Source organism: Dactylosporangium cerinum (genome assembly GCF_042653625.1).
GTDB classification, from domain to species: Bacteria; Actinomycetota; Actinomycetes; order Mycobacteriales; family Micromonosporaceae; genus Dactylosporangium; species Dactylosporangium cerinum.
Genome location: NZ_JBHSIU010000011.1, coordinates 99,513 through 121,997, shown reverse-complemented (window position 1 = coordinate 121,997; position 22,485 = coordinate 99,513). Strand labels below are relative to the sequence as shown.

Below are 22,485 nucleotides of genomic sequence, written 5' to 3'. Positions count from 1 at the left end.
TGACCATGGGTAAGGTACGAGTCGATGCCTCAACTGTCAACAATCCTTACGATTAATCCCAGCCGTCGACACCGGTGGATCTCCCACACTCCGGACATGGATGTACCGCCGACCAGGATCTGGTCGGCGGCGCCCGGTCGGTGCGATCAGGGGGCGGCCCGGTGCAGACCCTCCCGGTGGACGAGCAGCTCGACGACGCCGTGCTCACCGTCGGTGATCGCACCGACCTGGGTGCCGGCGGCATAGACGTCGTTCGACAGGACACCGGTGCCGTCGATACGGAGGTAACCGGTGACCATCAGGTGCTCGGCGATGCCTGCGACGACGTCCGGGCGCACGTCGGTCCCCGCCGGCTGCACGGCGCTCACCGTGCCGACCGGCGCTCCGGTGGAGTCGACGACCCGCATCCCGGCGACAGCGATCCCGACCGGCGTCTGCATGGCCGGATCGTGCCCGATAACAGCGGGCCGAAACGTCGGCAGTTTCCCAGCAGCAGTCTTTCGAAAGGCGTGGAGCGCTTCGCGGCGGTGGCCCTACCGTCGCCGCAACACCCCCCCCCCGCCCTGGAGGTCACCCTTGTTCCGACGCTCGGCCCGCTGGGCCACGATCCTGGCCGTCACCGCGACCGTGCTCGCCCTCACCCCTTCGGCGCAGGCCGCCTCCGGCGACGCCGGCCGGCACCGCCCCCTGGCGGCACGCAACCTGCCGTCCGGCGACCGGGTCCTGTTCTACCTGGGCCAGGACAGCACGACCCTGGCCGACTACAAGACCTCGGTGCTGGACCGGGACCGCAACTTCCCGGTGCCGGCCGGCGTCACCCTCTACACCAACACTGGGACCAGTGGTACCCGGGCGACGAGTACGTCGACTGGGCCGGCCTGTCGCACTTCTACGGCACGGCGTTCGACCGGTACCAGTGGGGCTGCGAGGACCCGGGCAAGATCGCCGCGACCCCGGCCGCCGTGCAGGACTCGTTCCTCGCGTTCGCCCGGCGGCACCGCAAGCCCGTGTTCGTCTCCGAGTCCGCGCCGCAGGGCTTCGACCTCGGCAAGCTGACGGCCGGCTGCATCTTCGTCGACCCGGCGACCGGCGGCCCCCGCGCGACCGTGCCCGTCACCGCCGAGCAGATCTGGGACACCTGGTACGCGCCGTACTTCCGGTTCATCGAGCGCAACCGGGACATCGTGCGGGGCGTCGCGTACATCAACACCAACTGGAGCTCCCAGTCCATGTGGAACTGCCAGCCCGGCGCGTGCGCCAACGGCTACTGGGGCGACAGCCGAATCCAGGCGAACCCGGTCATCCTGGCCCGCTTCCGCGCGGAGCTGAGCAAGCGGCTCTACGTGCAGGGCCCGCGCCGCGCCGCCGCGTTCGAACCCCCGGACTTCTCCGGCGCCGGACGCTCCGAGGCGGAGTACGCCGACCTGCCGCAGGGCGGGACCACCGGCATCGCGATCGCCGACACCACCGCCTCGAACGACCGCACCGCCCTCGTCGACGCCAACGGCGCCTCGATGCAGTTCGACCACGTCACCTGCGGCGGGAGCATCGACCTGCGCTACGCCACCGTGACCGACAACGTCAACCTCGCGGTGCTCGTCAACGGTGTCGAACGGCACCGCCTCGCACTGCCCAACCGGGGCTCGGCCACCGCCTGGGCGACGGCGACGATCCCGGTCGCGGTCCCCCGCGACGCGACCGTGACGCTGCGCCTGGACAGCGGCGACGTCGTCTGGATCGACTACATCACGCCGGGTCAGCGGTAGGAGCCAGTACTGTGCCGGTCATGGACCCGTGTCTGCGACTGGCACTGTTGGAAACCGCCGACGTGCCCGCGCAACGGTACGACGAACTGCTGGTGACACCGATCCCGCCGGACACGGACGAGGGACGCTGGACCGACCGGTCCGAGCTCTTCGAGGCCGTGCCCGACGGGGTCGACACCACCATCCGGAGCCTGGACGGCATCGCGCAATACCCGGATGTCGGTGTCCTGCATCTGGTCGAGTCCGCCGTCGAGGACGTCGCTCCGTTCGCCGCCCTGCCGTCGCTGCGGTTGCTGAGCCTCGGCGTCACCCCGGCGGCGGACCTGCGGCCGCTGCTGGACTGTGCGCGCCTCACCCGGGTCGACATCGACTGGCACACACCGGAGCAGCGCGAGATCCTGATGACGCTGGCGGATCGCGGCGTCCACGTCGACTCCCTGCTGCCGGACCCGTCCACGCTCACCGCGCCGTTCGCCGACCAGAACCTCAAGCTCGCCGTCATCGACCTGCTCGGGCTGCCGCTGCCGACCGCGGAGTTCTTCGACGAATACGCGCTCGACGAGGCGAACCTGGCCCGCGTCCTGGCCATCGAACTGACCCAGGAGCAGCTGGACGGCATCGAGCGGCTGCACTGGACCGGCGGCGGCTACCACATCCAGCACGCGGTGTGGAGCCAGTGGGACGGCGAGTCCGACGAGTTCGACATCCGCTCCCTGGAAGGCATCGAGACGCTGCGCAACCTGAAGCGCCTCGAGGTGACCCCGCTGAAGCTGATCCCGGAGGAGCAGATCGCGGCGCTGCGAGCCGCGTCGGTCACCGTCACCTCCTGGTGAACGGCCGGTGGTCAGCCGGCGCTCCACCGCGCCTCGCAGGGCAGCCCGCTGCCGGCGGCCGCCTCGTTGCCGTCGACCGCGATCCAGCAGCGGATCCGCAGGTCGGCCGGCAGGTCGGTGGCCGCGGTGACGGACAGCCGCAGTTCCGCCGGGCCGGGCAGGGTGGTGATGCCGACATGCCAGTCGGCGGCGAACGACATTACGGGGACCTCGTTGGCCCGGCCGAACTCGTCGGTGTAGGTCACCTTCAGCTCGCCGGTCGTGTCGTTCGGCGGCGCGGCGAACCAGTACTCCACCCGGTGCGACCGCTCGGCATCCACGCCGAACAGGCGCAGCGCCGTGTTCGCGACCGGCCGGCGCAGGTCCGGCGTGCAAGCGCAGAAGATCAGCAATGGCAGCACGACCAGGACGGCGATCCACCCGAGGCGGGATCGCAACCGGCGCGGCACCGGGCGATCGTACCCGTTGGGCGGACATGAGAGTCCGGCGAGCGGGTCCTTCTGGTGAAGCTGCCCGCGACCGTCGTCAGCCTCCGGTGCAGGTGGTCAGGGCATTGCGGAGGTCGGCGACGGGGTCGCTGGACGCGGTGCGGCTGCGCCAGGCGACGTGACCGTCGGGGCGGACGAGCACCGCACCGTCGGGTGCGACGCCGTACAGGTCGGGCCATCCGGGATCGGTCATGACGTGGCTTGCCACCGGCACCGCGGGACGGCGCAGGGCGTCGCGCCACGCACTGCCGGGTTCGGCGGTCAGCAGCGTGAACCGGTCATCGAACAGGTCGACGGTCGAGGTGCCGCCGGGCAGCCACAGGTGCGGGGCACGGCAGCCGGGCGCGGCGCTCTGCTCATAGTCCGCGCCGGGCGGATCCGCGTCCGGACCACCGTCGTCGACGACGATCGGCGACCGGTACTGGTACCCCATGTCGATCTGGCTCAGGCTTCGCCCACTGAACGGCGCGGCGCCCCCGTCGAAGAGCCGCGACCACGCGGCGCCGGTCTCCTCGGCGTTGCGCCGGCCGACCGGCTCCCGTTCGGCGGCGTAACTGGCCAGCAGCCGATCGTCGCCGTGCCCGTGGGCGACGGCAGCGATCTTCCAGGCGAGATTGTGGACGTCGTGCATCGCGGTGCTCACGCCGGTCGCGCCGGCGGGCGGGAACCGGTGCGCGGCGTCGCCGGCCAGGAACACGGGGCCATGGGCATACCGGGCGGCCGACTGCGCGGCGGCCGTCCACGGGCCGCCGGCCAGCACGTCGAGCTTCAGGTCGGGAAGGCCGAGCACGTCACGGACGACCGTCGCCGGGTCCTCGCCGTCCGGGGTGCCGGGCCGGCTGATGATCCAGCGGTCGTCGGCGTGGGTCCAGATCAGCGCGGCGCCGGTGGCGGTGAGGAAGTAGATCCCGCGCGGGTGGGCACCGGTCCAGCCGGTCAGGTCGGCTCGGAACGCGATCATCTCCTGCCGGCCGAGGTCGTCGGGGCCGTCCATGGCGATGCCGAGCCGCTGGCGGATCCCGCTGCGGGCGCCGTCGGCCGCGATCATCCACCGGGCCCGGACCCGCCTCGCGCGTCCCGTGGCCGGCTCGACCACGCTCGCCAGCACGCCGCCGTCGGCGAGCTCGAAGGACTCCAGCAGCGTGCCCCGCTCGACGCGCGCGGCCGGGTGACCGCGGGCGTGGTCGCGCAGCACCGACTCGAACACGTCCTGCGAGACCGAGAGGCCTTCGCACGGGCTCACCGTCGTGCGGCCGGCCGACGGCACGTCCTCCCGCAACGGCTCGCCGGTCAGGTCAGTGCGCCACTCCGCCCCCGGCGTGATCGGCAGCTCCACGGCCCGCAGGTCGAGGCCGTCGCCGCCCACCTGGCGCCCGGGATCGACGTCGACGCCGGCGTCGCCATCTACCTCACGCTCGTGCTCCCCGAGGTCTACCGGACCCTCGTCATCGAGCGCGGCTGGACCGCCGACCGCTACGAGCAGTGGCTCGCCGGCGCCCTGATCACCCAGCTGCTGCGGCCGCCGGCCTGACGGCGATCCGCCGGCGCGCCGTCACGAGAGCCCGGCGAGCAGGTCCTTCGTGAGCTCGTCCAGGCGGGCGGCGTCCCGGCGGTCGAAGGCAGTGGTGTCGGTCGGGACGCGCCGGCCCTCCAGCACCGCGGTGAGCCCAGTGGCCGGCCCGTCCAGGAACGGCAGGATCTGGGCGACGGCCTGGGAGACCGGTTTGCCCGTCGTGCGCAGCCGGTCGACCGCGGCGGCCGTGGCGGGGTCGTACTCGCCCGCGAAGCTGGTCGCGACCGCTCCCGGATGGTTCAGCACGTAGTGCAGCTCGCCGTACACCTCCGTGAAATGGACGCCGAGAAGGTCACAGAGGGCACCGCCGTGGCCGAGGGCGCCGGTGCCGGGGTAGTCGCGGCGCAACTGCAGGTCGTCCCAGCGCACGGGGCCGGTCTGGCCCGCGCCGCCGAAGTTGAGCACGGTCGGGTGCCCGGCGCGGCGCAGCACGTCGGCCAGGCCGTGGCTGAGCAGGTAGCGGCTGAGGTAGAAGAGCGCGAAGTTGCTCTCGAACCCGTCCGCGGTCTCGCTGCGGGTCGAGCGGTGGTAGCGCGCGCCCAGCACGAGCACGTCGATCGCCGGGTACCGCTCGACGACCCGGTCGATGACACGGCGGTTCTCCGCGACCAGGCTCAGGTCGGCCGGCAGGAAGCGGGCCCGGTCCCCGGCTCCGGCGCGGGCGGCGTCGCGCAGGAACGCCTCGCCCTTCACCGTGCTCGTCCCGACGATGAGCACCTCGTGGCCGCGGTCGAGATAGACGTCGGCGAGGGCCCGGCCGATGCCGTCGGTCCCGCCGGTGATGACCGCCGTCATGCGGGGATCGCCTGCAACGCCTTGTGGAAGCAGAACGAGTAGGTCAGCGTCTCGTACGGCGGATAGAGCGGGATGCGGGTGTAGCCGGACTTCTCATACAGGCGGACGGCGTCCGGCTGCCGGTCACCGGTCTGCAGCAGGAGCCGGGACGCCCCGAGCCGGGCCGCCGCCGCCTCGGCCGCCGCGAGCAGCGCGACCGAGACCCCGGACCCGCGGTGCTGCGGGCTGACGAACATGCGCTTGAGCTCCAGGTCGGCGCCGAGCCGCCGCAGCGCCACGTGCCCGACCGGCTCGCGGTCGCCGGTGTACGCCACGCCCGTGTAGACGACCGTGTCCGGCTCGACGCCGTTGCGGTCGTTGAACCGGTCGGCGTACCGGATCCGCATCTCGGCGGACATCGCGTCCCGCAACGCCACCGCCGCCGCGTCGTGCCAGTCGACGCTCTCCACGTGTACGGTCACACGCCCCTCCAGTCCTCGTAATTGCTATTAATCCTATAGGCTTTGACGACAAGCATGCCACGTGCCTAGGCTGTGCCGGTGTCAGCGCAGACGAGCCCGGCCACCGAACCTGACACGACCCGGATGAGCCCGGCTGAACTCGGCCTCCTCGCCTGCTGCGCGGGCGCCGGGTTCGCGACGCTGCTGGACTCCGTGGTCGTCACCTACGCGGTGCCGCTGCTCGGCACCGGCCTGGACGCGCCGACCAGCGGCATCCAGTGGTTCCTGTCCATCTACTCGCTCACGTTCGGGCTCGGGCTCGTCCCCGGCGGCCGGCTCGGCGACGCCCTCGGCCGGCGCGTCCTGTTCATCGTCGGCCTCGTCGTGTTCGCAATCGGCGCGCTCACGTCGGCGGCCGCGCCCGGCATCTGGTGGGCCGTCGCCGCCCGCGCCCTGCAGGGCCTGGGCGCCGGCCTGATCAGCGCCCAGGTGCTCGGCATCATCCAGGACCAGTTCCACGGCCTGCGGCGGGTCCGGGCACTCGCCGCCTACACCGGCGCCGGCGCGGCCGCGGCCGTCGTCGGGCCGCTCGGCGCCGCGCTGGTCCTCGCGGTCGCCCCGGGCCACCTCGCCTGGCGGGCCGTGCTGGCGCTGAACGTGCCGTTCATCGCGGCCACCGTCGCGCTCACCGTCCGGTTCATCCCGCACCGCCCGCCCGCACCGAAACGGGTGGACCTCGACCTGCCCGCGATCGTCCTGGTCGGCGCGTTCGTCGCGCTGGTCACGGTGCCCGTCATCGACCCCGGCATCGACGGCGGCCAGCTCTGGAGCATCGTCGGCGGGTGCCTCGCCCTGGCCGTGGCGACCGGCGTCTGGGAACACCGCTACGCCACCCGCGGCCACACGCCCCTGTTCGTCCCGCAGCTGCTGACCTCCCGCGGGTTCGTGGTCGGCAACCTGACCGCACTGCTGTGGTTCGGCGGGCTCCTCGCGCACTCCACCGTGCTGACGATCTACCTGCTGCAGGGCCTCGGCTGGAGCCCGCTGCTGGTCGCCGCCGCCCTGATCCCGGGCGCGCTCGCCCGCGTCGCCGCGTCCTCGGCCAGCTCCCGCGTCTACGCCCGGCTCGGCGCGCGGACCCTGCCGGCCGCGCTCATGGTCCAGGCCGCCGGCACCGCCGCCCTGGCGGTCCTCAGCACCACCCTGACCGGCGCGGGCCTCGTCACCGCGCTCATCACCATCGAGATCATCCTCAGCGTCGCCTCGGCCGTCTTCGAGCCGTCGCTGCGGGCGATCACCCTGAGCTTCGCCCCGGCGACGCACCACGGCGTCGCGGCCGCCTTCCTCCAGCTCACCCAGCGACTGTCGGCGACCTTCTGCGTCGCGCTGGTGACCGGGTCGTCCTCGCCGCCGACCTGCGCACCGTCACCGCCTCCGACCTGCGGCACGGCCTGCTGATCTGCTTCGGATTCGTCCTCACCGCCGGCCTGCTGTCCTTCAGCCCGGCCCTGCGCGCCCCCACCCCACCCCGGCCTGCCGCACCCGACCCGCTGGTGCACGAGTGACCCGGACCGCGTGACGGCCGCGAAGCCGGACCACGTGACGGCCCGCCGGTCCGGCCGCTGCCGTCACGCTGGCACAGCATGTCGAGCTCCCCGAACCGTCCGGCGTCCCGGGCGGCCGCGAACAGGCGGTCCGGAAACTCGAGCACCGAGCCGGCGGGCCCGCGGGCGAGCGCCTCCATCCCCACCACCGCCCGGGTGGACAGGTCCACGATCGGCTGGAACACCGGCCGCACCAGGCGCCCGTCCAGCACCGCGCCGATCATCGCGCCGGTGCCGTGTGCCTCGCGGGCGCGTACGTCAACAGTCCGTGTCATCAAGCAACCAATCGCAGGAACGTGCTCCCTTCATCGGCGGCCGGGCGGTGAACTGCAGCGGTCGTGAACCGGACAACGGGGAACGGCTCCCCCCGGACCGGACGTCGGAGGGTGCATGATTCGCAGTCTCGTCATCGCAGTGGCCGTGGCCGCCCTTGTCAGCGGCTGCCGCCCCGCCGACGTCCGCCCGGCCCCGTCGCCGTCGCCCGAACCCGTCACCTCACCGACGATCGCCCCGGCCGGCGGCCCGGTCCCGTTGCGCATCCAGCTCGGCGCCGGCGAACGGCTCATCCCGCGCTCGTCCGCATCGAGCGGCTGCCCGGGCCTCGACACGGTGGTGTACCTCGGCTCCGGCCGCGCGTTCCGGCTCATGGCGTTCGCCACCACCTGCCCGGCCGGCGACACCACCCGCCACATCAACGGCGATCACGGCGTCTACCGCACGACCGCCGACATCCCGGCGGACCGCCGCGCCACCGCCGTCACCGTGCCGACCGCACTCGGCGAGGCGGTCATGTTCACCCAGGCCTACTCGGAGTACACGAACTCCGCCAACCACTACACGGAGCCGGTCGCCGTCATCACGCTCACGCATCCGGCCGGTCCCGCGTACCAGGCCCTCACCGTGATCTCGGAGAAGGGCACGCTGACCGTCGACGAGCTCGCCACCGCCCTCCGGGAGCAACTCCTGGCCCCCTGAGCCACCGACGAGATGATCTCCGGATCGCACACCGTCCATGCGGGGTGACATCGATCGACATGTAATATCCTATTATTCAGATAGGATAGATAGCTTCACTGTAGGAGCAGACGCATGACCGCAGTCATCAACCAGGACCTGACCGTCCTGTCGCAGGGCCTCACGGTGCCGACGGGCTTCGGCGACGTCAGCCTGATCGCCGCCACCCCCGGCGCGATCCGGCTGCTGGGCGGCATTCCCGCGCCCGAGGCCCTGCCGGTCGGGGACATCGGCCGGGCGTCGGCCGAGCTGTGGCAGGATCACGCCGCCGCGGTGGCGAGCCTGCAGTACTCGCAGTCGCACGGGTTCGTCGCGCTGCGCAACTGGATCGCCGCCCGGGAGGGCGTCGATCCGCGCCGGATCGTCATCACCAACGGCGGCATGCACGGGCTGTCCCTGGCCGTGCTGACGGTCGTCGAGCGCGGCGCCACCGTCGCCGTGGACGACCCGGTGTTCCCGCTGTTCCTGCGCGCGCTGGAGCTGTCCACGACCGCCACCCTGCCGGTCCCGGTGATCGCCGACGGTTTCGACGTCGAGCACCTGGCCGGGCGCCTGGCCGCCGGGGAACGCATCGCCGCCGCCTACACCGTGCCCGACTTCCACAACCCGACCCAGGTGACGCTCTCCGCGCCGAAGCGGCGGGCGCTGATCGAGCTGGCCGAGCGGCACGGCTTCTACGTGATCGTCGACAACCCGTACCGCGAGCTGCGCTTCGCCGGCGAGGATCAGGGCCACGCCGTGTTCAACGACTCGGACCGCTCAATCCACGTCAACACGTTCACCAAGACCCTCGGGCCCGGCTGGCGGCTCGGCTGGCTGGTGCTGCCGGAGCACCTCGTGGACGCGGTGATCCGGCTGCGCAACCGCGTCGACGGGCACAGCCCCACGGTGACGCAGACCATCGTCGAGCGGCTCGTCACCGGCGACGAGCAGTGGTTCGACCGGGTCCTGACCGCGGCGAGGGACCTGTACCGGGAGCGGGCCGGGATCCTGATCGACGCACTGCACGAGCAGCTGCCGGGCGCGTTCGAGACGCAGGCACCGGAGGGCGGGCTGTTCCTGTGGCCGCGGCTCGCCGACGACGCGGTCGACCCGGCGGCGCTCTACCAGCGGGCGGCCGCCAACGGCGTGGTCTACCAGCAGGGCGAGTTCTTCGCGGCGAGCCCGCAGCGCGACTCGGCCCGGCACCTGCGGTTCGCGTACGGCGACCGTACCCCGGAGGACCTGCGCGAGGCGGTGCGCCGCCTGGCCCTGGCGTTCTGACCGTCCACTTGCGACATTCAGCCGTCCTCCCGCCGCGCCTGGTAAGGTTGACGATTCCAGAATCGGCGGGAGGTGCGGTGTGAAGTACTCCTCCACGCTGCGCGCTGCCGCCATCGGTCTGGCGCTCAGCGCCTGCGCGCTGCTGCTGGGCCTGTCCCGGGCCCAGCACGCCCTGCCCGGCGACATGTTCCAGGTCGCCCGCACCACGGCCGCCGTTGCCACCGTGGCCGGCGCCGAGACCCCGCAGGGCAGGAAGCTGCCCGAGCCGCGGGACTCCCGGGCCGACGCGCCGCACTGGCTCGCCGTCCTGCCGCGCGGCACCGACGCCGAGCCTGCGCTCGGGCCGGGGTGCGCCGCGCCCGTCACCACGACCCTCCACGATGGACGGTCGGCCGGGACCCCGGGCTGCCGGGGTCCGCCCACCTCCTGACGCACGAGACGACACAGCTGTCACAGCCGTGACCCATCCGGGTCGACGGCATCGTCGCGTTGCCCTTCTGGAGGTTTCGTCATGGACCGCATACCGCCGCGCCCCCGTCAGATCGTCACGCCGCACGGCCCGCCGGGTCGCCGATGAGCGCCCTGGCCGCGATCGCCATCTTCACGATCGCGTTCGTCCTCATCGCCACCGAGAAGGTCCACCGGGTCGCCGTCGCCCTGTTCGCCGCCGGTATGATGGCGTTGCTGGGGCTCGTGCCGGGCAAGGACGTGTTCTTCTCCGAGCACGCCGGCATCGACTGGAACGTCATCTTCCTGCTGCTCGGCATGATGATCATCGTCGGGGTGATCAAGCAGACCGGCGTCTTCGAGTTCCTCGCGATCTGGGCGGCGAAACGGTCCAGCGGGCGGCCCTACAAGCTGCTCGTGCTGCTCATGGTCATCACCGCGGTCGCGTCGCCGTTCCTGGACAACGTCACCACCATCATGCTGGTGGCGCCGGTGACCGTGCTGGTGTGCCGCAAACTCGGGATCCCGGCCGCGCCGTACCTCATCGCCGAGGCCCTCGCGTCCAACATCGGCGGCGCGGCGACCCTCATCGGCGACCCGCCGAACATCATCATCGGCAGCCGGGCCGGGCTGACGTTCAACGACTTCATCGTGCACATGGCCCCGATCGTCGTGGTCCTGTTCGTCCTGTTCGTGCTGCTGGCCTGGGTCATGTTCCGCAAGCGCTTCGAGTACCACCCCGAGCGCGTCGCCGAGGTCATGGCCCTGGACGAGCGCGCGTCGATCACCGACCGGCGGCTGCTGGCCCGCTGCCTCGCGGTCCTGACGCTGGTCGTCACCGGGTTCGCGCTGCACGCCGTCATCCACGTCGAGCCGGCCATCATCGCCCTGCTCGGCGCCGGGCTGATGGTGCTCGTCGCCCGCGTCGACACGTCGGTGTACCTGCAGGAGGTCGAGTGGTCGACGCTCGTCTTCTTCATGGGCCTGTTCGTCATGGTCGGTGGCCTCGTCGAGACCGGCGTCATCCACCACATCGGCACCTGGGCGACCGGCCAGGTCGGCGACGACTGGTTCCTCGCCGCGACCGGGCTGCTGTTCGGCTCGGCGATCCTCGGCGCGTTCTTCGACAACATCCCATACGTGGCGACGATGGCGCCGATCGTCGAGGACATCGTCGCCACCACCCCCGACCCGGCCACCGGCCAGTCGCTGTGGTGGGCGTTCGCGCTCGGCGCCGACTTCGGCGGCAACGGCACCGCGGTCGCGGCCAGCGCCAACGTCGTCGTCCTCGGCATCGCCGCCCGCTCGGGCGAGCCGATCAGCTTCTGGCAGTTCACCCGCTACGGCATCGTCACCACCGTGATGACCACGGTCGTCGCGTGGGGCTACGTCTGGCTGCGGTACTTCACATGACCGCCGAAGGAGGCATCATGCACACCACCAGCACTCCCCTGCCCGGCATCGGCACCCTCCACCTGCTCGCCGCCCGGGACGGTCACCGCGTCGGGGTCGTCCGGCACGCCGACGACCGCCGGGAGCTCGTCGTCTACGACCCGGCCGACCCGGACACCCGCCTCACCGGTGTCCTGCTCACCCCGGCCGAGGCGGCCGTCCTCGCCGACCTGGTCGGAGCGGCCGGCCCGATGACGCACTGCGCGCGGCTGGACCGGCACGCCGGCGGCGTGTCCGTGCTGCAGGTGCTGATCGGCGCCGACTCGCCCCGGGTGGGCCGTCCGCTGGCCGGCACCGGCGTCGACGGCGCGGCAATCGTCGCGGTCGACCGTGGCGAGCACGTCATCCCGGCCCCCGGCCCGGCGCTGCGGTGCCGGGCCGGCGACGTCGTCGTGGTCATCGGCCGCCCCGACGCCGCGTTCGAGGTGATCGACGCGGTCACCTGACGCTCCTGATCCGGAAAAGACCTGGTGCACCACAGGTCTTTTCCGGATCACAGGGAGGTCAGGTCCACCGAGGTCCCCAGCGGGATGCGGGAGTAGTCGGTGCCGGCGGTCTCCGTCAACCAGTCGTCGAACGACTCGAGACCCTGGGCGCTGAGGTTGATGTCGTGGATCGGGAACGCGCGGGCCGGGCGGACGGCGCGGGTGAACTCGATGACCTCGCCGAGCTTCACCCACGGGCCGGAGGCCGGGACGAGCAGGGTGTCGACCGGCTCGGCGGGCACGAACAGGGCGTCGCCCGGGTGGTAGACGCCGTCCACGATGTATCCGACGTTGGGGCAGCCGGGCAGGCCGTCGACGATCTCGGCGTGCACGCCACCGACGACGCGGACGGTGAACCCCGCGGCGGTGAACGTGTCGCCCACCTCCACGGCGACCGCGCCGACCTGCGCGGCGAGGGCCGGGTGGGTGTAGACGGTGAGTCCTGGATGGGCGGCGAGGGCGTCGACGTCGACGTGGTCGGCGTGCTCGTGGGTGACGAGCACCGCGGTGGCGCCGGTCAGCGCCTCCGGCTCGGAGTACACGCCCGGGTCGATCACCAGGGCCCGGTCGCCGTCGTCGAGGCGCACGCAGGCATGGCCGTACTTGGTGATTCGCATCCGGTCAATCTACCCGCGGACGACCGCGACGCCGCCGACGCGGGCCGTGACGCCGCCCGCGGTGGCGGTCGCGGTGGCGTGGACCAGCGACGGGCGGCCGAGCGCGGCGCCCTGGTGCACGTCGATGCGGCCGGTGCCGTGCAGCACGGCGAGATGGGCGGCGAGGCAGCCCGTGCTGTTGGCGTTGACGACGTCCTCGGCGACGCCGATGGCCGGGGCGAACATCCGCGCGGTGAAGCCGGGCACATCCGTCCGCGCAGCCACGCCGGGCGCGTAGACGAAACAGCCGAGCAGCCCGAGGCGGCGGCTCTCGGCGGCGAGCCGGTCCAGGTCGGGCCGGATCGCGGCGAGCACCCGGGTCGTGCGGACCGGCAGCAGCAGCCGCGGGGTGCCGGGCGACGCGACGCACGCCTCGTCGCCGACCTCGCCGGGCCGCAGGCCCAGCGCCGCGACGATGCCGCCGAACCCTTCGGCCGGCCGCAGGTCCACGGTGCCCTGGTCGAACCAGACCTCGACGCCGTCCGTGCCCCGGACCGCCTCGACGGCGATGACCCGGCCGCCGGTGCGCTGCCCGCCCCGATGCGCGGTGACGCCACGGCGGGTCAGCAGGACCGCCTGCGCGGCGATGGTGCCGTGGCCGCAGTTGACCAGCTCGCCCTGCGTGGTGAAGAAGCGGACCGCCGAGGTGTCGCCGGCGGTGACGAACGCGGCGTGGGAGGTGCCCGCCCGCCGGACCAGGTCGCGGCGGGCGGCATCGGTGAGCTCCGGATCGTCGTCGAACACCGCGGTGGGGCTGCCGCCGCCCGCGTGCAGCGTGCAGGCGTCGACGATGACCATGCGTCGAAACTACCCCGCGTCGTGGATCTCGATCACCAGTGCCGGGCACCGCGTCGCGGCGTCGTGCGCCGACTCGTGGTGCCGGGCGTCGGGATGCTCGTCGAGCAGCACCACGACGCCGTCGTCGTCGCGCTGGTCGAACACCTCCGGGGCGAGCAGCACGCAGACCCCGGAGCCGATGCACCGGTCCGCGTGCACCTCGACCCGCATCAGGCGCCCGATTCCACGGCCGGGAGGATCTCGTCCCAGGCGACGGGCACGGCGACCGGGCCGAGCACCGAGCTGTTCACCTTGAACCGGATCTCGTCGAACGGCACCGCGAGGCGCAGCGACGGGATCCGCCCCGGCAGGGTGGCCAGGACGGTGGTGAGCTCGAGGCGGGCCAGCTGCTGCCCGACGCACTGGTGCGGGCCGTGGCCGAAGCCGAGATGCGCGCCGCTGGCCCGGCCGACGTCGAGGCGGTACCCGTCGGCATACAGGGCGGTGTCGCGGTTGGCGGACTGGACCGCGACCACCACGTAGTCGCCGGCCTTCACCGGCTGCCCGGCGATCTCGGTGTCCTGGGTGACCTCGCGCAGCAGCCCGCCGCCGACGCCGAGGTAGCGGACCAGTTCCTCCGTGGCGGTGGCGGCCAGCGACGGGTCCGCGCGCAGCCGCTCCAGCTCCTGCGGGTGCTCCAGCAGCGCGAGGACGCCGTGGCTGATCAGGCTGGCGGTGGTGTCATACCCGGCGATCAGCAGCGCCGCGGCCATCGTAACCAGCTCCATGTCGGTGAACGGCTGGTCGGTCTGGTCGCTGCGCACGATCATGCGGCTGATGACGTCCTCGCCCGGAGCGGCGCGGCGGGTCACGACGGTCATGTACAGGTACTCGAACAGGGGCTGCAGCGCCGCCGCGACGTCGGTGGCGCTCGACCCGCCCGCGGACAGCGCCTCGGCGGCCCGTTTGAACAGCGGCTGGTCGGCCTCCGGGACGTCGAGCAGCTCGGCGATGACGGCGGTGGTGACGGGCCGGGCGAAGTCGGCGTACAGGTCGACCGGCTGCGCGGTCGCGGCCAGCGCGTCCAGCTGCCGGTCCACGATCCCCTGCACCAGCGGGCGGAGCTGGTTGATCCGCTTGATGTTGGACACCTCGGGCGCCATGTGCCGGCGGAAGCGCAGGTGCTCGGCGCCGTCCATGCGGGGGAACTCGCCCTCGCTGACCGGGACGTCGGTGCCGCCGCCGAACCCGAGCAGGATGTGCGCGGCGACGCCGGCCCGGTTGCTGAACAGCTCCGGGTCCCCGAGCACCCGGCGGACGTCGGCATACCGGCTGACCAGCCACGCGTCGACGCCGGTCGGGCAGGCCACCCGGATCACCGGCTGCCCGGCGCGCAGGTCCTCGTATTCCGGCGGCGGCCCGAACGGGCACTTCTGCTCCCCCGGCAACGGTATCGGCGGCAACGCACCGGCCTGATGTTCGCTGACTGCGGTCACAAGAAACCCCCGACGTCGTGACTGGCGACAACCATCCACCTGCATCAAATCATCGATGAAACGCGACGGGCAAGTAGGGTGGACGCCGATGGTCACGATGCGGATCGAGGACGCCTTCACCGGCCCGGACGGGCGCACGGTCGTGACCGGCCGCCCGGACGGCGGCGACGTGCCGCTGGGCACGCGACTGTGGCTGACCGGTGACGACCACGCGCCGTGGCCGCTCACCGCGGCGGCGTTCCTGCGCATCTGCGGCCGGCACGACGCGACGCGCGCGCGGGACGGCGAGAACACCGCAATGGTCCTCGACGGCGTCCCGCCCGGCGCCGTCCTCGTCGGGCGGACGCTGCACACCGGCGAGCCGTCAGCGTGACGGCAGGCCGAGGCGCTCCAGGACCTGGCGCAGCCGGTGCCGCCCGGCCATCGCCTCCGGGCCCCTGAGCCGCTCCAGGACCCGACCGCTCCAGTCGCCCGTGAGCCCGAACCTGGTGTTGTACGCCGTGAGCCGCTCGTCGTAGGCGGCGATGTGCTTGTCGGCGGCGTCGGCGTCGTACCGCTCCCGGTGCAGCACCGCGTCCTGCGGCAGCCGCGGCTTCACCCCGGCGTGTTCGGTCGGGTCGGGCCGGCCGACGGCGAGCCCGAACGTCGCAACCGTGTGCGCCGGCAGCCCGAGCTCGGCGGCGACCTCCTCGGGGTGGTTGCGGATGCCGCCGACGAACACGGTGCCGAGGCCGAGCGACGCGGCCGCCACGACCGCGTTCTGCGCGGCGAGGGCGGTGTCGACGAAGCCGATGACGGTGGTCTCCAGGTAGTCCGCGGCGCCCAGCGCCGTCCCGGCCCGGTCCGCGAGCCGGCGGGCCCGGCCGAGGTCGGCGACCCAGACCAGGAACAGCGGCGCCTGCACGATGAACGCCTGGTGGCCGGCCAGCGCCGCCAGTCGCGCCTTGCGGTCGGGGTCGCGGACCGCCACGACGCTCCACGGCTGCAGGTTCGACGACGTCGGCGCGGACTGCGCCGCCGCGATCAGGGCGGTCAGCTCGTCGTCGGTGACGTCGCGGGGCTGGAATTTCCGCACGGAGCGGTGCGCCAGCTGGAGACTGATCACGTCGGTCAGCGCGGCCAGGGTCGCGTCGGGATCGGCGTATCGGATGGCGGCGGTCGTCATGCCGGGATCTCCTCGGGAGCGGGTCGCGAATGGAAGGTCATGCGGCGGCCGGCTGTGCCGCGGGCCGGTGGCAGGTCGCTGTCCAAGGTGTAGCAGGAACCCGAGCCGGCCCCGATGCCGGTCACAGTCGCAGCCCGGTGCCGTGCACGCCGTGCTCGTCGATCAGGGCCAGCTCCTGCCCGGTCAGCGGCGGGAACTGCAGGGCCTTCACGTTGTGCTCCAGCTGCCAGGTGGAGCTGGCGCCGATGAGCGCCGAGGTGACCTGCGGTTGGCGCAGGACCCACTGCAGCGCGAGCTGGGCCAGGGACTGTCCACGTTGGACGGCGAGGTCGTTGAGTGCCGACGCGCGCTGCCGGTAGGTGTCGTCGATGACGTCCGGGGTCAGGAAGGCGCTGTCCCGGGCCCGGGCCCCGGCCGGGATCCCATCGAGGTACTTGTCGGTGAGCAGGCCCTGCGCCAGCGGCGAGTACACGACCAGGCCGAACCCGTCCTCGGCGGCGAGTTTCAGCAGGCCGTCGAGCTCGGGGCGGCGGTCGAACACGGAGTAGCGCGGCTGGTGCACAAGCAGCGGCACACCCGCGTGGCGCAGCAGCTGCGCGGCCTCGTGGGCGCGTTCGGGGGCGTAGTTGGAGACGCCGACGTAGAGCGCCTTGCCCTGTTCGACGGCGCTGACGAGCGCGCCGACGGTCTCGTCGAGCGGGGTGGTGAGGTCGGGGCTGTGGCTGTAGAAGATGTCGACGTGGTCGGTGCCGAGGTCGCGCAGGCTGTGCTCGAGGGAGGTGAGCAGTGACTTGCGGGAGGCGCCGCGCAGATACGGGCCGGCCCCGATCGGGTTGCCGGCCTTCGTCGACAGGATCAGTTCGTCGCGGTGCGGCGCGAGGTCGCGCTTGAGGATGCGGCCGAAGAACTGCTGCGCGGCGCGGTGCGGCGGGCCGTACCGGTCGGCGTTGTCGAAGTGGGTGATGCCGAGGTCGAAGGCGCGCAGCACGATGTCACGCTGGGCCTGGAACGGGTGGTCGGTGCCGAACTTCTGCCACAGGCCGAAGGAGAACGCCGGCAGGTCGAGACCGGAGTTGCCGGCCCGCCGGTATTCGAGGGTCTCGTAGCGGTCAGCTGCCGCGGTGTACGTCATCGGTGCGGTCCCCTTCAGAACAGGCCGGTGGTGGGCGGTTCTTCGCCGGTGATGTGGTATGCGCCCGCGACCGCTGCCTTCCACTGTCGCGGGTTGTGGTTGGCGACCGTGCGGGCGTTGCGCCAGTGCCGGTCGAAGCCCAGGCCACGGTCGGTGATGGAGCCGCCGCCGACGTCGAAGAGCAGCTCGGCGGCGCGCAGGGCGGACTCGATGGCGATGACCCCGGTCTGCGCGACGGTGACCGCGGCCTCCGCGCCGGCGGCCCGGGCCGGTGCGCCGGTGAGCCCGCGGACCCGTTGCACGGCCTCGGCGGCGAGCGTCACGACGGCGCGGGCGGCGTGCGCGCGGGCGGCGATCTCGCCGACGGTCTGCCGCACGTACGGGTCCTTGACGCTGCGGCGGGCGCTGCTGTGCTTGATCGGGCGGGCCCGCTCCCGCACGAACCGGGCCGCGTCGTCCAGGGCCGCCGCGGCGATGCCGGCCTCGACCGCCGCCAGGTACAGCTGCGCGAACGAGCCCAGCCACGGGTTGTCGAGGCCCGCATGGTCCCGGGCGAAGACCTCGTCGGCGGCGACGCGCACGTCCACGAGGCGGGTGGTGCCGCTGGCGGTGAGCCGCTGCCCGATGGCGTCGAAGTCGTCGAGGCGGTGCACGCCGTCACGGTCGACGGGCACGGTGAAGCTCACCACGGCGCCGTCCTCGTCCTTGGCCAGGCCGGTGAACCACGACGCGTACAGGCCGCCGGTCGAGTAGTACTTCTCGCCGTTGACGACGTACCCGGCGCCGTCGCGGCGGATGGTGGTGTTGACGGCGCCGCCGGGCCCGCCGCTGCGCTCGTTGGCGGTGCCGGCGAGCAGGTCGCCGTCGCGCAGCCGCCGCAGGACCACCGCGCGGTTGGGCAGGTCGGGCCGGCTGGCGACCTGGTTGGCGATGAGGAAGCTGCTGCGCAGTGCCTGGGCGATGTTGGAGTCGGCGCGGGCGACAGCGATGATCAGGTCGGTGACGTCGCGGACGGTGCCGCCTGCGCCGCCGTCCTCGGTGGCGATGCCGAGCAGGGTGATCCGCGCCTCGGCGAGGGCCCGCACGTCGGCGAACGCGTGGTCGCGGCCGGCCTCGCGCTCCCGGGCGGTCGCGGCGAGCCGGCGCAGGATCGGTTCGGCGGCCGCGCGGATGCCGGCCACGGTGTAGCCGACCTCGACGAGTTCGGCGCTCACCCGGCCACCTCCGCCGGCGAGGGCAGGCCGAACGCGGCCCGCAACGTCGGCGGGCCGGGGTTGGGGACGGTGACGTTGATGTGCGGTCGACGGGTCACGTCGCGCTCCCTACTGCGAGCCGGGCCAGGACGGTCTTGACCTGCTCCTTCCACGACTCGTAGCCGAATGGGCCTGGAGCAATCCGGAGGCATTCTATACTATACCTATCGGGCTGATATGATTTATATGGTGACGCGGACCACAGATCCCCCTGGAGGAGATCGATGACGGTAACCGCTGCGACCATTGCAAACCGCATAGGGTATTTTCCTACCGCCATAGTGGGTATTATGGGTGCGCCGCAGCCGCAGAGAGGAACCGCGCATGAGCCGACCGCCCGCCCGACACATCGCCCGGTGAAGGGGCACCGGCTGCCGGTCACCCACCGGAACTCCGCGCTCGTCGCCCAACTGGCCGGGGCCCGGGCCAACCCCGGCCCGGCCGCGCTGGCCACCGTCACCGGCCTGCTCAACGGCATGACCATGGTCGCCGCCGCCGCGGTCGTCGGATGGTCCACGGACCACCTGGTGATCCCCGCGCTGGCGCACGAGCCCGTGCCGGCCCGGGTCTGGTGGACCAGCGCGCTGCTCATCATGGGCATCTCCGTGCTGCGGTGGGGCACCATCCTGGTGCGTGGCATCGCCACAGGCCGGGTCCAGTACCGGGCCCAGGCCGAGACCCGCCGCGCGGTGGTGCACCGCTACCTCGAGCGCGACCCGGACTGGTTCCGGCGCCACTCCCCCGGCCAGCTGCTGGCGCATGCCGTGTCCGACGTGGACGCGCTGTGGTCACCGATGCAGTTCGCGTACTTCGCGCTCGGCCAGGTGTTCATGCTGCTGCTCGCGCTCACCGAACTCTTCGTCCGCGACCTCGTCCTGGGCCTGGTCGGGCTGGTCCTCGTGGTGCTGGTCCTCGCGCTCAACGTCCTGTACCAGCGACTGCTCGCACCACGCGCCCGGGAGGCACAGGCGGCCAGGGGCACGGTCGGCGGGGTGGCGCACGAGTCGATCGAGGGCGACCCGGTGGTCCGCAGCCTCGGCCTCGGCGCCGTGGAGGACGCCAGGTTCACCGTCGCCGTCGAGCGGCTGCGGACCGCCGAGCTGCGGATGGCCGCGGTGAGCTCGGTGTTCGACCCGCTGCTGGAGCTGCTGCCCACGGCGGCCGTGCTCGCCGTCCTGGCCGTCGGCGCGCCGCGGGTCGACAGCGGCCACGGCAGCCTCACCGTCGGCGAGCTGGTCGGCGTGGTGTTCCTGCTGATCACCATCGCGATCCCGCTCAACGTCATCAGCCGGTTCCTGTCCATGCTGCCCATGTCCGGGGCCGGTCGCGCCCGGGTGCACGCGGTGCTGGACGGCCCCGACCCGGCGCGGACCGGCGACCGGCGGCTGACCGGACCGCACCGGCTGCGGGTCGAGGTGCGCGGCGCCGCCGTCCTCCGCGACGGGCAGCGGCTCCTCGACGGCGTGGACCTCGTCCTGGAGCCGGGCACGGTCACGGTCGTCGTCGGCACCGTCGGCGCCGGCAAGACCACGCTGCTGGACCTGGCCGGCGGGCAGGAACCCCCGTCCCGCGGGGTGGTGCGCTTCGACGGTGTCGACGTGCGGGACCTGGCCCCGGGGACCGTGCCCGCGCACGTGGCGCTGGTGTCGCAGACCTCGTTCCTGTTCGCCGAGTCGATCCGCGACAACCTCAGCCTCGCCGGGCATCCCCGCACCGGGCACCCCTACACCGACGCGCAGCTCTGGCACGCGCTGCGCGTCGCGGCCGCCGACGACGTGGTCCGGGACCTGCCGGACGGACTCGACACCGTCGTCGGCGAGCGCGGCGCCACCCTGTCCGGCGGCCAGCGCCAGCGGATCTGCCTCGCCCGCGCGATCCTGCGCGAGCCGCGGCTGCTGGTGCTCGACGACGCCATGTCCGCCCTCGACCCGCGGGTCGAGGGCGCGGTGCTCGACGGCCTGGTCGCGCAGACCGCGGCCGGCGGCCCGACCGTGCTGCTGGCCACCAGCCGCCCGCGGGCCGTCGGGATCGCCGATCAGGTCGTGCTGCTGCACGGCGGCCGGATCGCCGCCGCCGGCACGCCCGCGCAGCTGCTGGCCGTCGAGGCGTACCGGCGGATCGTGACCGCATACGACCACACGGAGGAGGTGGTCGACGGTGTCCGGTGAACGGCAGGGCTTCGTGGTGACCGGCGGGCTCGCCCTGCTCGCCGGCGCCGGGCGGGTGATCGCGCCGCTGAGCGTCCAGCACGCCGTCGACGCGGACCTGGACCCGGCCACCGTCGTGCGGGCCGTCGCGGTCGGCGCCGGCGCCGTCCTGGTCGCCGGGACCGCGTCGATCCTGCTCAACCGGCGGCTGCACGACCAGATCGGGCGGAGGCTCGCCGGGATGCGGCGGGCCGGCCTGCGCCGCGTCCACGACATGGCCGCCAGCACCGCCGACCGCCTGCCGAGCGCCGACCTGACCGCCCGGCTGACCAGCGACCTCGACCAGGTCACCACCTTCGCGCAGGGCGGCGGCATCCAGTTCCTCACCAACGCCGCGCAGCTGGTCATCGCGACCGGGATCATGCTCGCCTACAGCTGGCAGCTCGCGGTGCCCGTGCTCGTGCTGGCCGCCGCCGCGTTCGCCGTCATGCTGGGGATGCAGCGGGTGATCGCGCGCCGGTACGGCCGGGCCCGCCGCGACCTGGCCGAACTGCAGGGCACGGTGACGGAGGCGGTCCTGGGGGCGCCGGTGATCCGCTCCACCGGCACCGGGGACCGCACCCGGGCGAAGCTCGACGCCGCGGTCGACCGGGCCCGCGACAGCCTGGTGCGGACCCTCGCACCGTTGCACACCAACAACGCGCTCGGCGAGCTGGCAATCTCCACGATGACCGTCACGGTCCTGCTCGGCGGCGTCTGGTGGGCGCTGTCCGGCGACCCGGACCGGCTCACCGCCGGCCAGGTCGTCGCGATGGTGTTCCTGGTCAGCTTCTTCGTCCGGCCGCTGCAGTTCCTCGTGCAGAGCCTCGGCGAGGCGCAGAACGCCCTCACCGGCTGGCGGCGGGCGCTGGAACTCATCACCACCCCGAGCGCCGAGGTCCACGACGGCGTGACGCTGCCCGACGGCCCCGTCGACGTGCGCGTCGAGCACGTCTCGGCCCGCTACGGCACCGGGCCGCTCGTCCTGCACGACGTGACCGTGTGCATCCGGCCCGGCGAGCACGTCGCCGTCGTCGGCCGCACCGGATCGGGCAAGTCCACGTTCGCGAAGCTGCTCACCCGCCGCCTGGAGCCGGCGACCGGCGCGATCCTGCTCAACGGCGTGCCACTGGACCGGCTCACCGACGCGTCGCTGGCCGGCCGGGTCGTCGTCGTCCCGCAGGACCCGTTCCTGTTCGACGACACCATCGGGCGCAACATCACCCTGGGCCTGCCCGGCGCGACCGGCGACGACGCGCTGCGCGTGCTGCACGACCTCGGGCTGCGCGAGTGGTTCGCGGACCTGCCGCGGGGCCTGGACACCCCGGTCGGGCTGCGCGGCGAGCGGCTCTCCGTGGGCGAACGGCAGCTCGTCGCCCTGGCCCGCACCGCCCTGGTCGACCCGGACCTGGTCGTGCTGGACGAGGCCACGTCGGGCGTCGACCCCGCCACCGACGTGGCGGTGCAGCGGGCTCTCGCCGTGCTGACCCGCGGCCGCACGACGGTCTCCATCGCGCACCGGATGATCACCGCGGCGACCGCGGACCGGGTCCTCGTCTTCGCCGCCGGCCGCCTCGTGCAGTCCGGCGTCCACGACGCGCTCGTCGATGCGCCGGGGCCCTACGCGGACCTCGTCGCCGCGGCGATGTCACGGTGACGT

23 protein-coding genes are annotated in these 22,485 nt (G+C 72.9%); 11 read left to right on the top strand and 12 right to left on the bottom strand.

The features are described from left to right. Positions 1 to 146: 146 nt before the first annotated feature. Complete coding sequence (locus tag ACFPIJ_RS09440; protein WP_380114307.1) at positions 147 to 440, bottom strand: hypothetical protein; 294 nt, start codon at positions 438 to 440, stop codon at positions 147 to 149. 522 nt (positions 441 to 962) lie between these two features. On the opposite strand from ACFPIJ_RS09440, the gene ACFPIJ_RS09435 reads away from it, so the two are divergent. Both ACFPIJ_RS09435 and ACFPIJ_RS09430 read left to right on the top strand, forming a co-directional pair. Then, the gene (locus ACFPIJ_RS09435) at positions 963 to 1,766 is read left to right on the top strand and encodes a carbohydrate-binding domain-containing protein (protein ID WP_380114306.1); all 804 of its coding nucleotides are present in this window, start codon (positions 963 to 965) and stop codon (positions 1,764 to 1,766) included. 20 nt (positions 1,767 to 1,786) lie between these two features. Then, positions 1,787 to 2,599 carry a DUF6892 domain-containing protein gene (locus ACFPIJ_RS09430; RefSeq protein WP_380114305.1) on the top strand — a complete coding sequence of 271 codons (813 nt, stop codon included), beginning with the start codon at positions 1,787 to 1,789 and terminating at the stop codon, positions 2,597 to 2,599. Between the two features lie 11 nt (positions 2,600 to 2,610). Here the strand turns inward: ACFPIJ_RS09430 and ACFPIJ_RS09425 are convergent, their stop codons facing one another. The 4 genes from ACFPIJ_RS09425 to ACFPIJ_RS09410 form a co-directional block, all read right to left on the bottom strand. After that, positions 2,611 to 3,048, bottom strand: a complete 438-nt coding sequence (locus tag ACFPIJ_RS09425; RefSeq protein WP_380114304.1) for a hypothetical protein — start codon at positions 3,046 to 3,048, stop codon at positions 2,611 to 2,613. Between the two features lie 76 nt (positions 3,049 to 3,124). Then, positions 3,125 to 4,453, bottom strand: coding sequence for an FAD-dependent monooxygenase (locus ACFPIJ_RS09420; protein ID WP_380114303.1), 1,329 nt, complete (start codon positions 4,451 to 4,453; stop codon positions 3,125 to 3,127). Positions 4,454 to 4,639: 186 nt separating this feature from the next. Continuing rightward, entirely contained in the window at positions 4,640 to 5,455 is an 816-nt protein-coding gene (locus ACFPIJ_RS09415; RefSeq protein WP_380114302.1) for an SDR family NAD(P)-dependent oxidoreductase, read from the bottom strand. Beyond that, the gene (locus tag ACFPIJ_RS09410) at positions 5,452 to 5,916 is read right to left on the bottom strand and encodes a GNAT family N-acetyltransferase (RefSeq protein ID WP_380114301.1); all 465 of its coding nucleotides are present in this window, start codon (positions 5,914 to 5,916) and stop codon (positions 5,452 to 5,454) included. The genes ACFPIJ_RS09415 and ACFPIJ_RS09410 overlap by 4 nt, the downstream gene beginning before the upstream one ends. Before the next feature lie 78 nt (positions 5,917 to 5,994). Here ACFPIJ_RS09410 and ACFPIJ_RS09405 point away from each other — a divergent pair, with 78 nt between their 5' ends. The 6 genes from ACFPIJ_RS09405 to ACFPIJ_RS09380 all read left to right on the top strand — a co-directional run bounded on the left by ACFPIJ_RS09405 (position 5,995) and on the right by ACFPIJ_RS09380 (position 12,121). Then, positions 5,995 to 7,353, top strand: a complete 1,359-nt coding sequence (locus tag ACFPIJ_RS09405) for an MFS transporter (protein ID WP_380114300.1) — start codon at positions 5,995 to 5,997, stop codon at positions 7,351 to 7,353. A gap of 536 nt (positions 7,354 to 7,889) precedes the next feature. Then, positions 7,890 to 8,474: a hypothetical protein gene (locus ACFPIJ_RS09400; protein ID WP_380114299.1), complete on the top strand. Its 585-nt coding sequence runs from the start codon at positions 7,890 to 7,892 to the stop codon at positions 8,472 to 8,474. 114 nt (positions 8,475 to 8,588) lie between these two features. After that, on the top strand, positions 8,589 to 9,776 hold the full coding sequence (locus tag ACFPIJ_RS09395; protein WP_380114298.1) for an aminotransferase-like domain-containing protein: 1,188 nt from the start codon (positions 8,589 to 8,591) through the stop codon (positions 9,774 to 9,776). A 79-nt stretch (positions 9,777 to 9,855) separates the two neighbouring features. Next, on the top strand, positions 9,856 to 10,206 hold the full coding sequence (locus ACFPIJ_RS09390; RefSeq protein WP_380114297.1) for a hypothetical protein: 351 nt from the start codon (positions 9,856 to 9,858) through the stop codon (positions 10,204 to 10,206). A 143-nt stretch (positions 10,207 to 10,349) separates the two neighbouring features. Then, positions 10,350 to 11,636: an ArsB/NhaD family transporter gene (locus tag ACFPIJ_RS09385; protein WP_380114296.1), complete on the top strand. Its 1,287-nt coding sequence runs from the start codon at positions 10,350 to 10,352 to the stop codon at positions 11,634 to 11,636. After that, positions 11,633 to 12,121 (top strand): cation:proton antiporter regulatory subunit, encoded by a 489-nt coding sequence (locus ACFPIJ_RS09380; protein ID WP_380114295.1) that lies wholly within the window; start codon positions 11,633 to 11,635, stop codon positions 12,119 to 12,121. The genes ACFPIJ_RS09385 and ACFPIJ_RS09380 overlap by 4 nt, the downstream gene beginning before the upstream one ends. 47 nt (positions 12,122 to 12,168) lie before the next feature. On the opposite strand, the gene ACFPIJ_RS09375 is transcribed toward ACFPIJ_RS09380, so the two are convergent. The 4 genes from ACFPIJ_RS09375 to ACFPIJ_RS09360 are packed head-to-tail and all read right to left on the bottom strand — an operon-like array spanning position 12,169 to position 15,089. Further along, the gene (locus ACFPIJ_RS09375; RefSeq protein WP_380114294.1) at positions 12,169 to 12,777 is read right to left on the bottom strand and encodes an MBL fold metallo-hydrolase; all 609 of its coding nucleotides are present in this window, start codon (positions 12,775 to 12,777) and stop codon (positions 12,169 to 12,171) included. A 9-nt stretch (positions 12,778 to 12,786) separates the two neighbouring features. Next, positions 12,787 to 13,614: a PhzF family phenazine biosynthesis protein gene (locus ACFPIJ_RS09370; RefSeq protein ID WP_380114293.1), complete on the bottom strand. Its 828-nt coding sequence runs from the start codon at positions 13,612 to 13,614 to the stop codon at positions 12,787 to 12,789. Positions 13,615 to 13,623: 9 nt separating this feature from the next. Continuing rightward, positions 13,624 to 13,824: a ferredoxin gene (locus tag ACFPIJ_RS09365; protein WP_380114292.1), complete on the bottom strand. Its 201-nt coding sequence runs from the start codon at positions 13,822 to 13,824 to the stop codon at positions 13,624 to 13,626. Then, positions 13,824 to 15,089: a cytochrome P450 gene (locus tag ACFPIJ_RS09360; RefSeq protein ID WP_380114291.1), complete on the bottom strand. Its 1,266-nt coding sequence runs from the start codon at positions 15,087 to 15,089 to the stop codon at positions 13,824 to 13,826. The genes ACFPIJ_RS09365 and ACFPIJ_RS09360 overlap by 1 nt, the downstream gene beginning before the upstream one ends. Positions 15,090 to 15,177: 88 nt before the next feature. Between ACFPIJ_RS09360 and ACFPIJ_RS09355 the strand changes: the two genes are divergently transcribed. Then, positions 15,178 to 15,462, top strand: coding sequence for a hypothetical protein (locus ACFPIJ_RS09355; RefSeq protein ID WP_380114290.1), 285 nt, complete (start codon positions 15,178 to 15,180; stop codon positions 15,460 to 15,462). Here ACFPIJ_RS09355 and ACFPIJ_RS09350 read toward each other — a convergent pair. The 3 genes from ACFPIJ_RS09350 to ACFPIJ_RS09340 form a co-directional block, all read right to left on the bottom strand. After that, positions 15,454 to 16,254, bottom strand: a complete 801-nt coding sequence (locus ACFPIJ_RS09350; protein ID WP_380114289.1) for an NADPH-dependent oxidoreductase — start codon at positions 16,252 to 16,254, stop codon at positions 15,454 to 15,456. The genes ACFPIJ_RS09355 and ACFPIJ_RS09350 overlap by 9 nt on opposite strands. Positions 16,255 to 16,375: 121 nt before the next feature. After that, positions 16,376 to 17,386, bottom strand: coding sequence for an aldo/keto reductase (locus tag ACFPIJ_RS09345; protein WP_380114288.1), 1,011 nt, complete (start codon positions 17,384 to 17,386; stop codon positions 16,376 to 16,378). A 14-nt stretch (positions 17,387 to 17,400) separates the two neighbouring features. After that, the gene (locus tag ACFPIJ_RS09340) at positions 17,401 to 18,600 is read right to left on the bottom strand and encodes an acyl-CoA dehydrogenase family protein (RefSeq protein ID WP_380114287.1); all 1,200 of its coding nucleotides are present in this window, start codon (positions 18,598 to 18,600) and stop codon (positions 17,401 to 17,403) included. A 395-nt stretch (positions 18,601 to 18,995) separates the two neighbouring features. Between ACFPIJ_RS09340 and ACFPIJ_RS09335 the strand changes: the two genes are divergently transcribed. Both ACFPIJ_RS09335 and ACFPIJ_RS09330 read left to right on the top strand, forming a co-directional pair. After that, entirely contained in the window at positions 18,996 to 20,807 is a 1,812-nt protein-coding gene (locus tag ACFPIJ_RS09335; RefSeq protein ID WP_380114286.1) for an ABC transporter ATP-binding protein, read from the top strand. Further along, on the top strand, positions 20,797 to 22,482 hold the full coding sequence (locus ACFPIJ_RS09330; protein WP_380114285.1) for an ABC transporter ATP-binding protein: 1,686 nt from the start codon (positions 20,797 to 20,799) through the stop codon (positions 22,480 to 22,482). Before ACFPIJ_RS09335 ends, ACFPIJ_RS09330 begins: the two co-directional genes overlap by 11 nt. The last annotated feature ends 3 nt before the right edge of the window (positions 22,483 to 22,485 follow it).

Excerpts from the sequence above, each read along its gene's own strand:
- ACFPIJ_RS09440 (WP_380114307.1), bottom strand. The coding sequence starts at position 440 with ATGCAGACGCCGGTCGGGATCGCTGTCGCCGGGATGCGGGTCGTCGAC.
- ACFPIJ_RS09430 (WP_380114305.1), top strand. The coding sequence starts at position 1,787 with ATGGACCCGTGTCTGCGACTGGCACTGTTGGAAACCGCCGACGTGCCC.
- ACFPIJ_RS09415 (WP_380114302.1), bottom strand. The coding sequence starts at position 5,455 with ATGACGGCGGTCATCACCGGCGGGACCGACGGCATCGGCCGGGCCCTC.
- ACFPIJ_RS09400 (WP_380114299.1), top strand. The coding sequence starts at position 7,890 with ATGATTCGCAGTCTCGTCATCGCAGTGGCCGTGGCCGCCCTTGTCAGC.
- ACFPIJ_RS09395 (WP_380114298.1), top strand. The coding sequence starts at position 8,589 with ATGACCGCAGTCATCAACCAGGACCTGACCGTCCTGTCGCAGGGCCTC.
- ACFPIJ_RS09385 (WP_380114296.1), top strand. The coding sequence starts at position 10,350 with ATGAGCGCCCTGGCCGCGATCGCCATCTTCACGATCGCGTTCGTCCTC.
- ACFPIJ_RS09380 (WP_380114295.1), top strand. The coding sequence starts at position 11,633 with ATGACCGCCGAAGGAGGCATCATGCACACCACCAGCACTCCCCTGCCC.
- ACFPIJ_RS09375 (WP_380114294.1), bottom strand. The coding sequence starts at position 12,777 with ATGCGAATCACCAAGTACGGCCATGCCTGCGTGCGCCTCGACGACGGC.
- ACFPIJ_RS09370 (WP_380114293.1), bottom strand. The coding sequence starts at position 13,614 with ATGGTCATCGTCGACGCCTGCACGCTGCACGCGGGCGGCGGCAGCCCC.
- ACFPIJ_RS09365 (WP_380114292.1), bottom strand. The coding sequence starts at position 13,824 with ATGCGGGTCGAGGTGCACGCGGACCGGTGCATCGGCTCCGGGGTCTGC.
- ACFPIJ_RS09355 (WP_380114290.1), top strand. The coding sequence starts at position 15,178 with ATGGTCACGATGCGGATCGAGGACGCCTTCACCGGCCCGGACGGGCGC.
- ACFPIJ_RS09350 (WP_380114289.1), bottom strand. The coding sequence starts at position 16,254 with ATGACGACCGCCGCCATCCGATACGCCGATCCCGACGCGACCCTGGCC.
- ACFPIJ_RS09345 (WP_380114288.1), bottom strand. The coding sequence starts at position 17,386 with ATGACGTACACCGCGGCAGCTGACCGCTACGAGACCCTCGAATACCGG.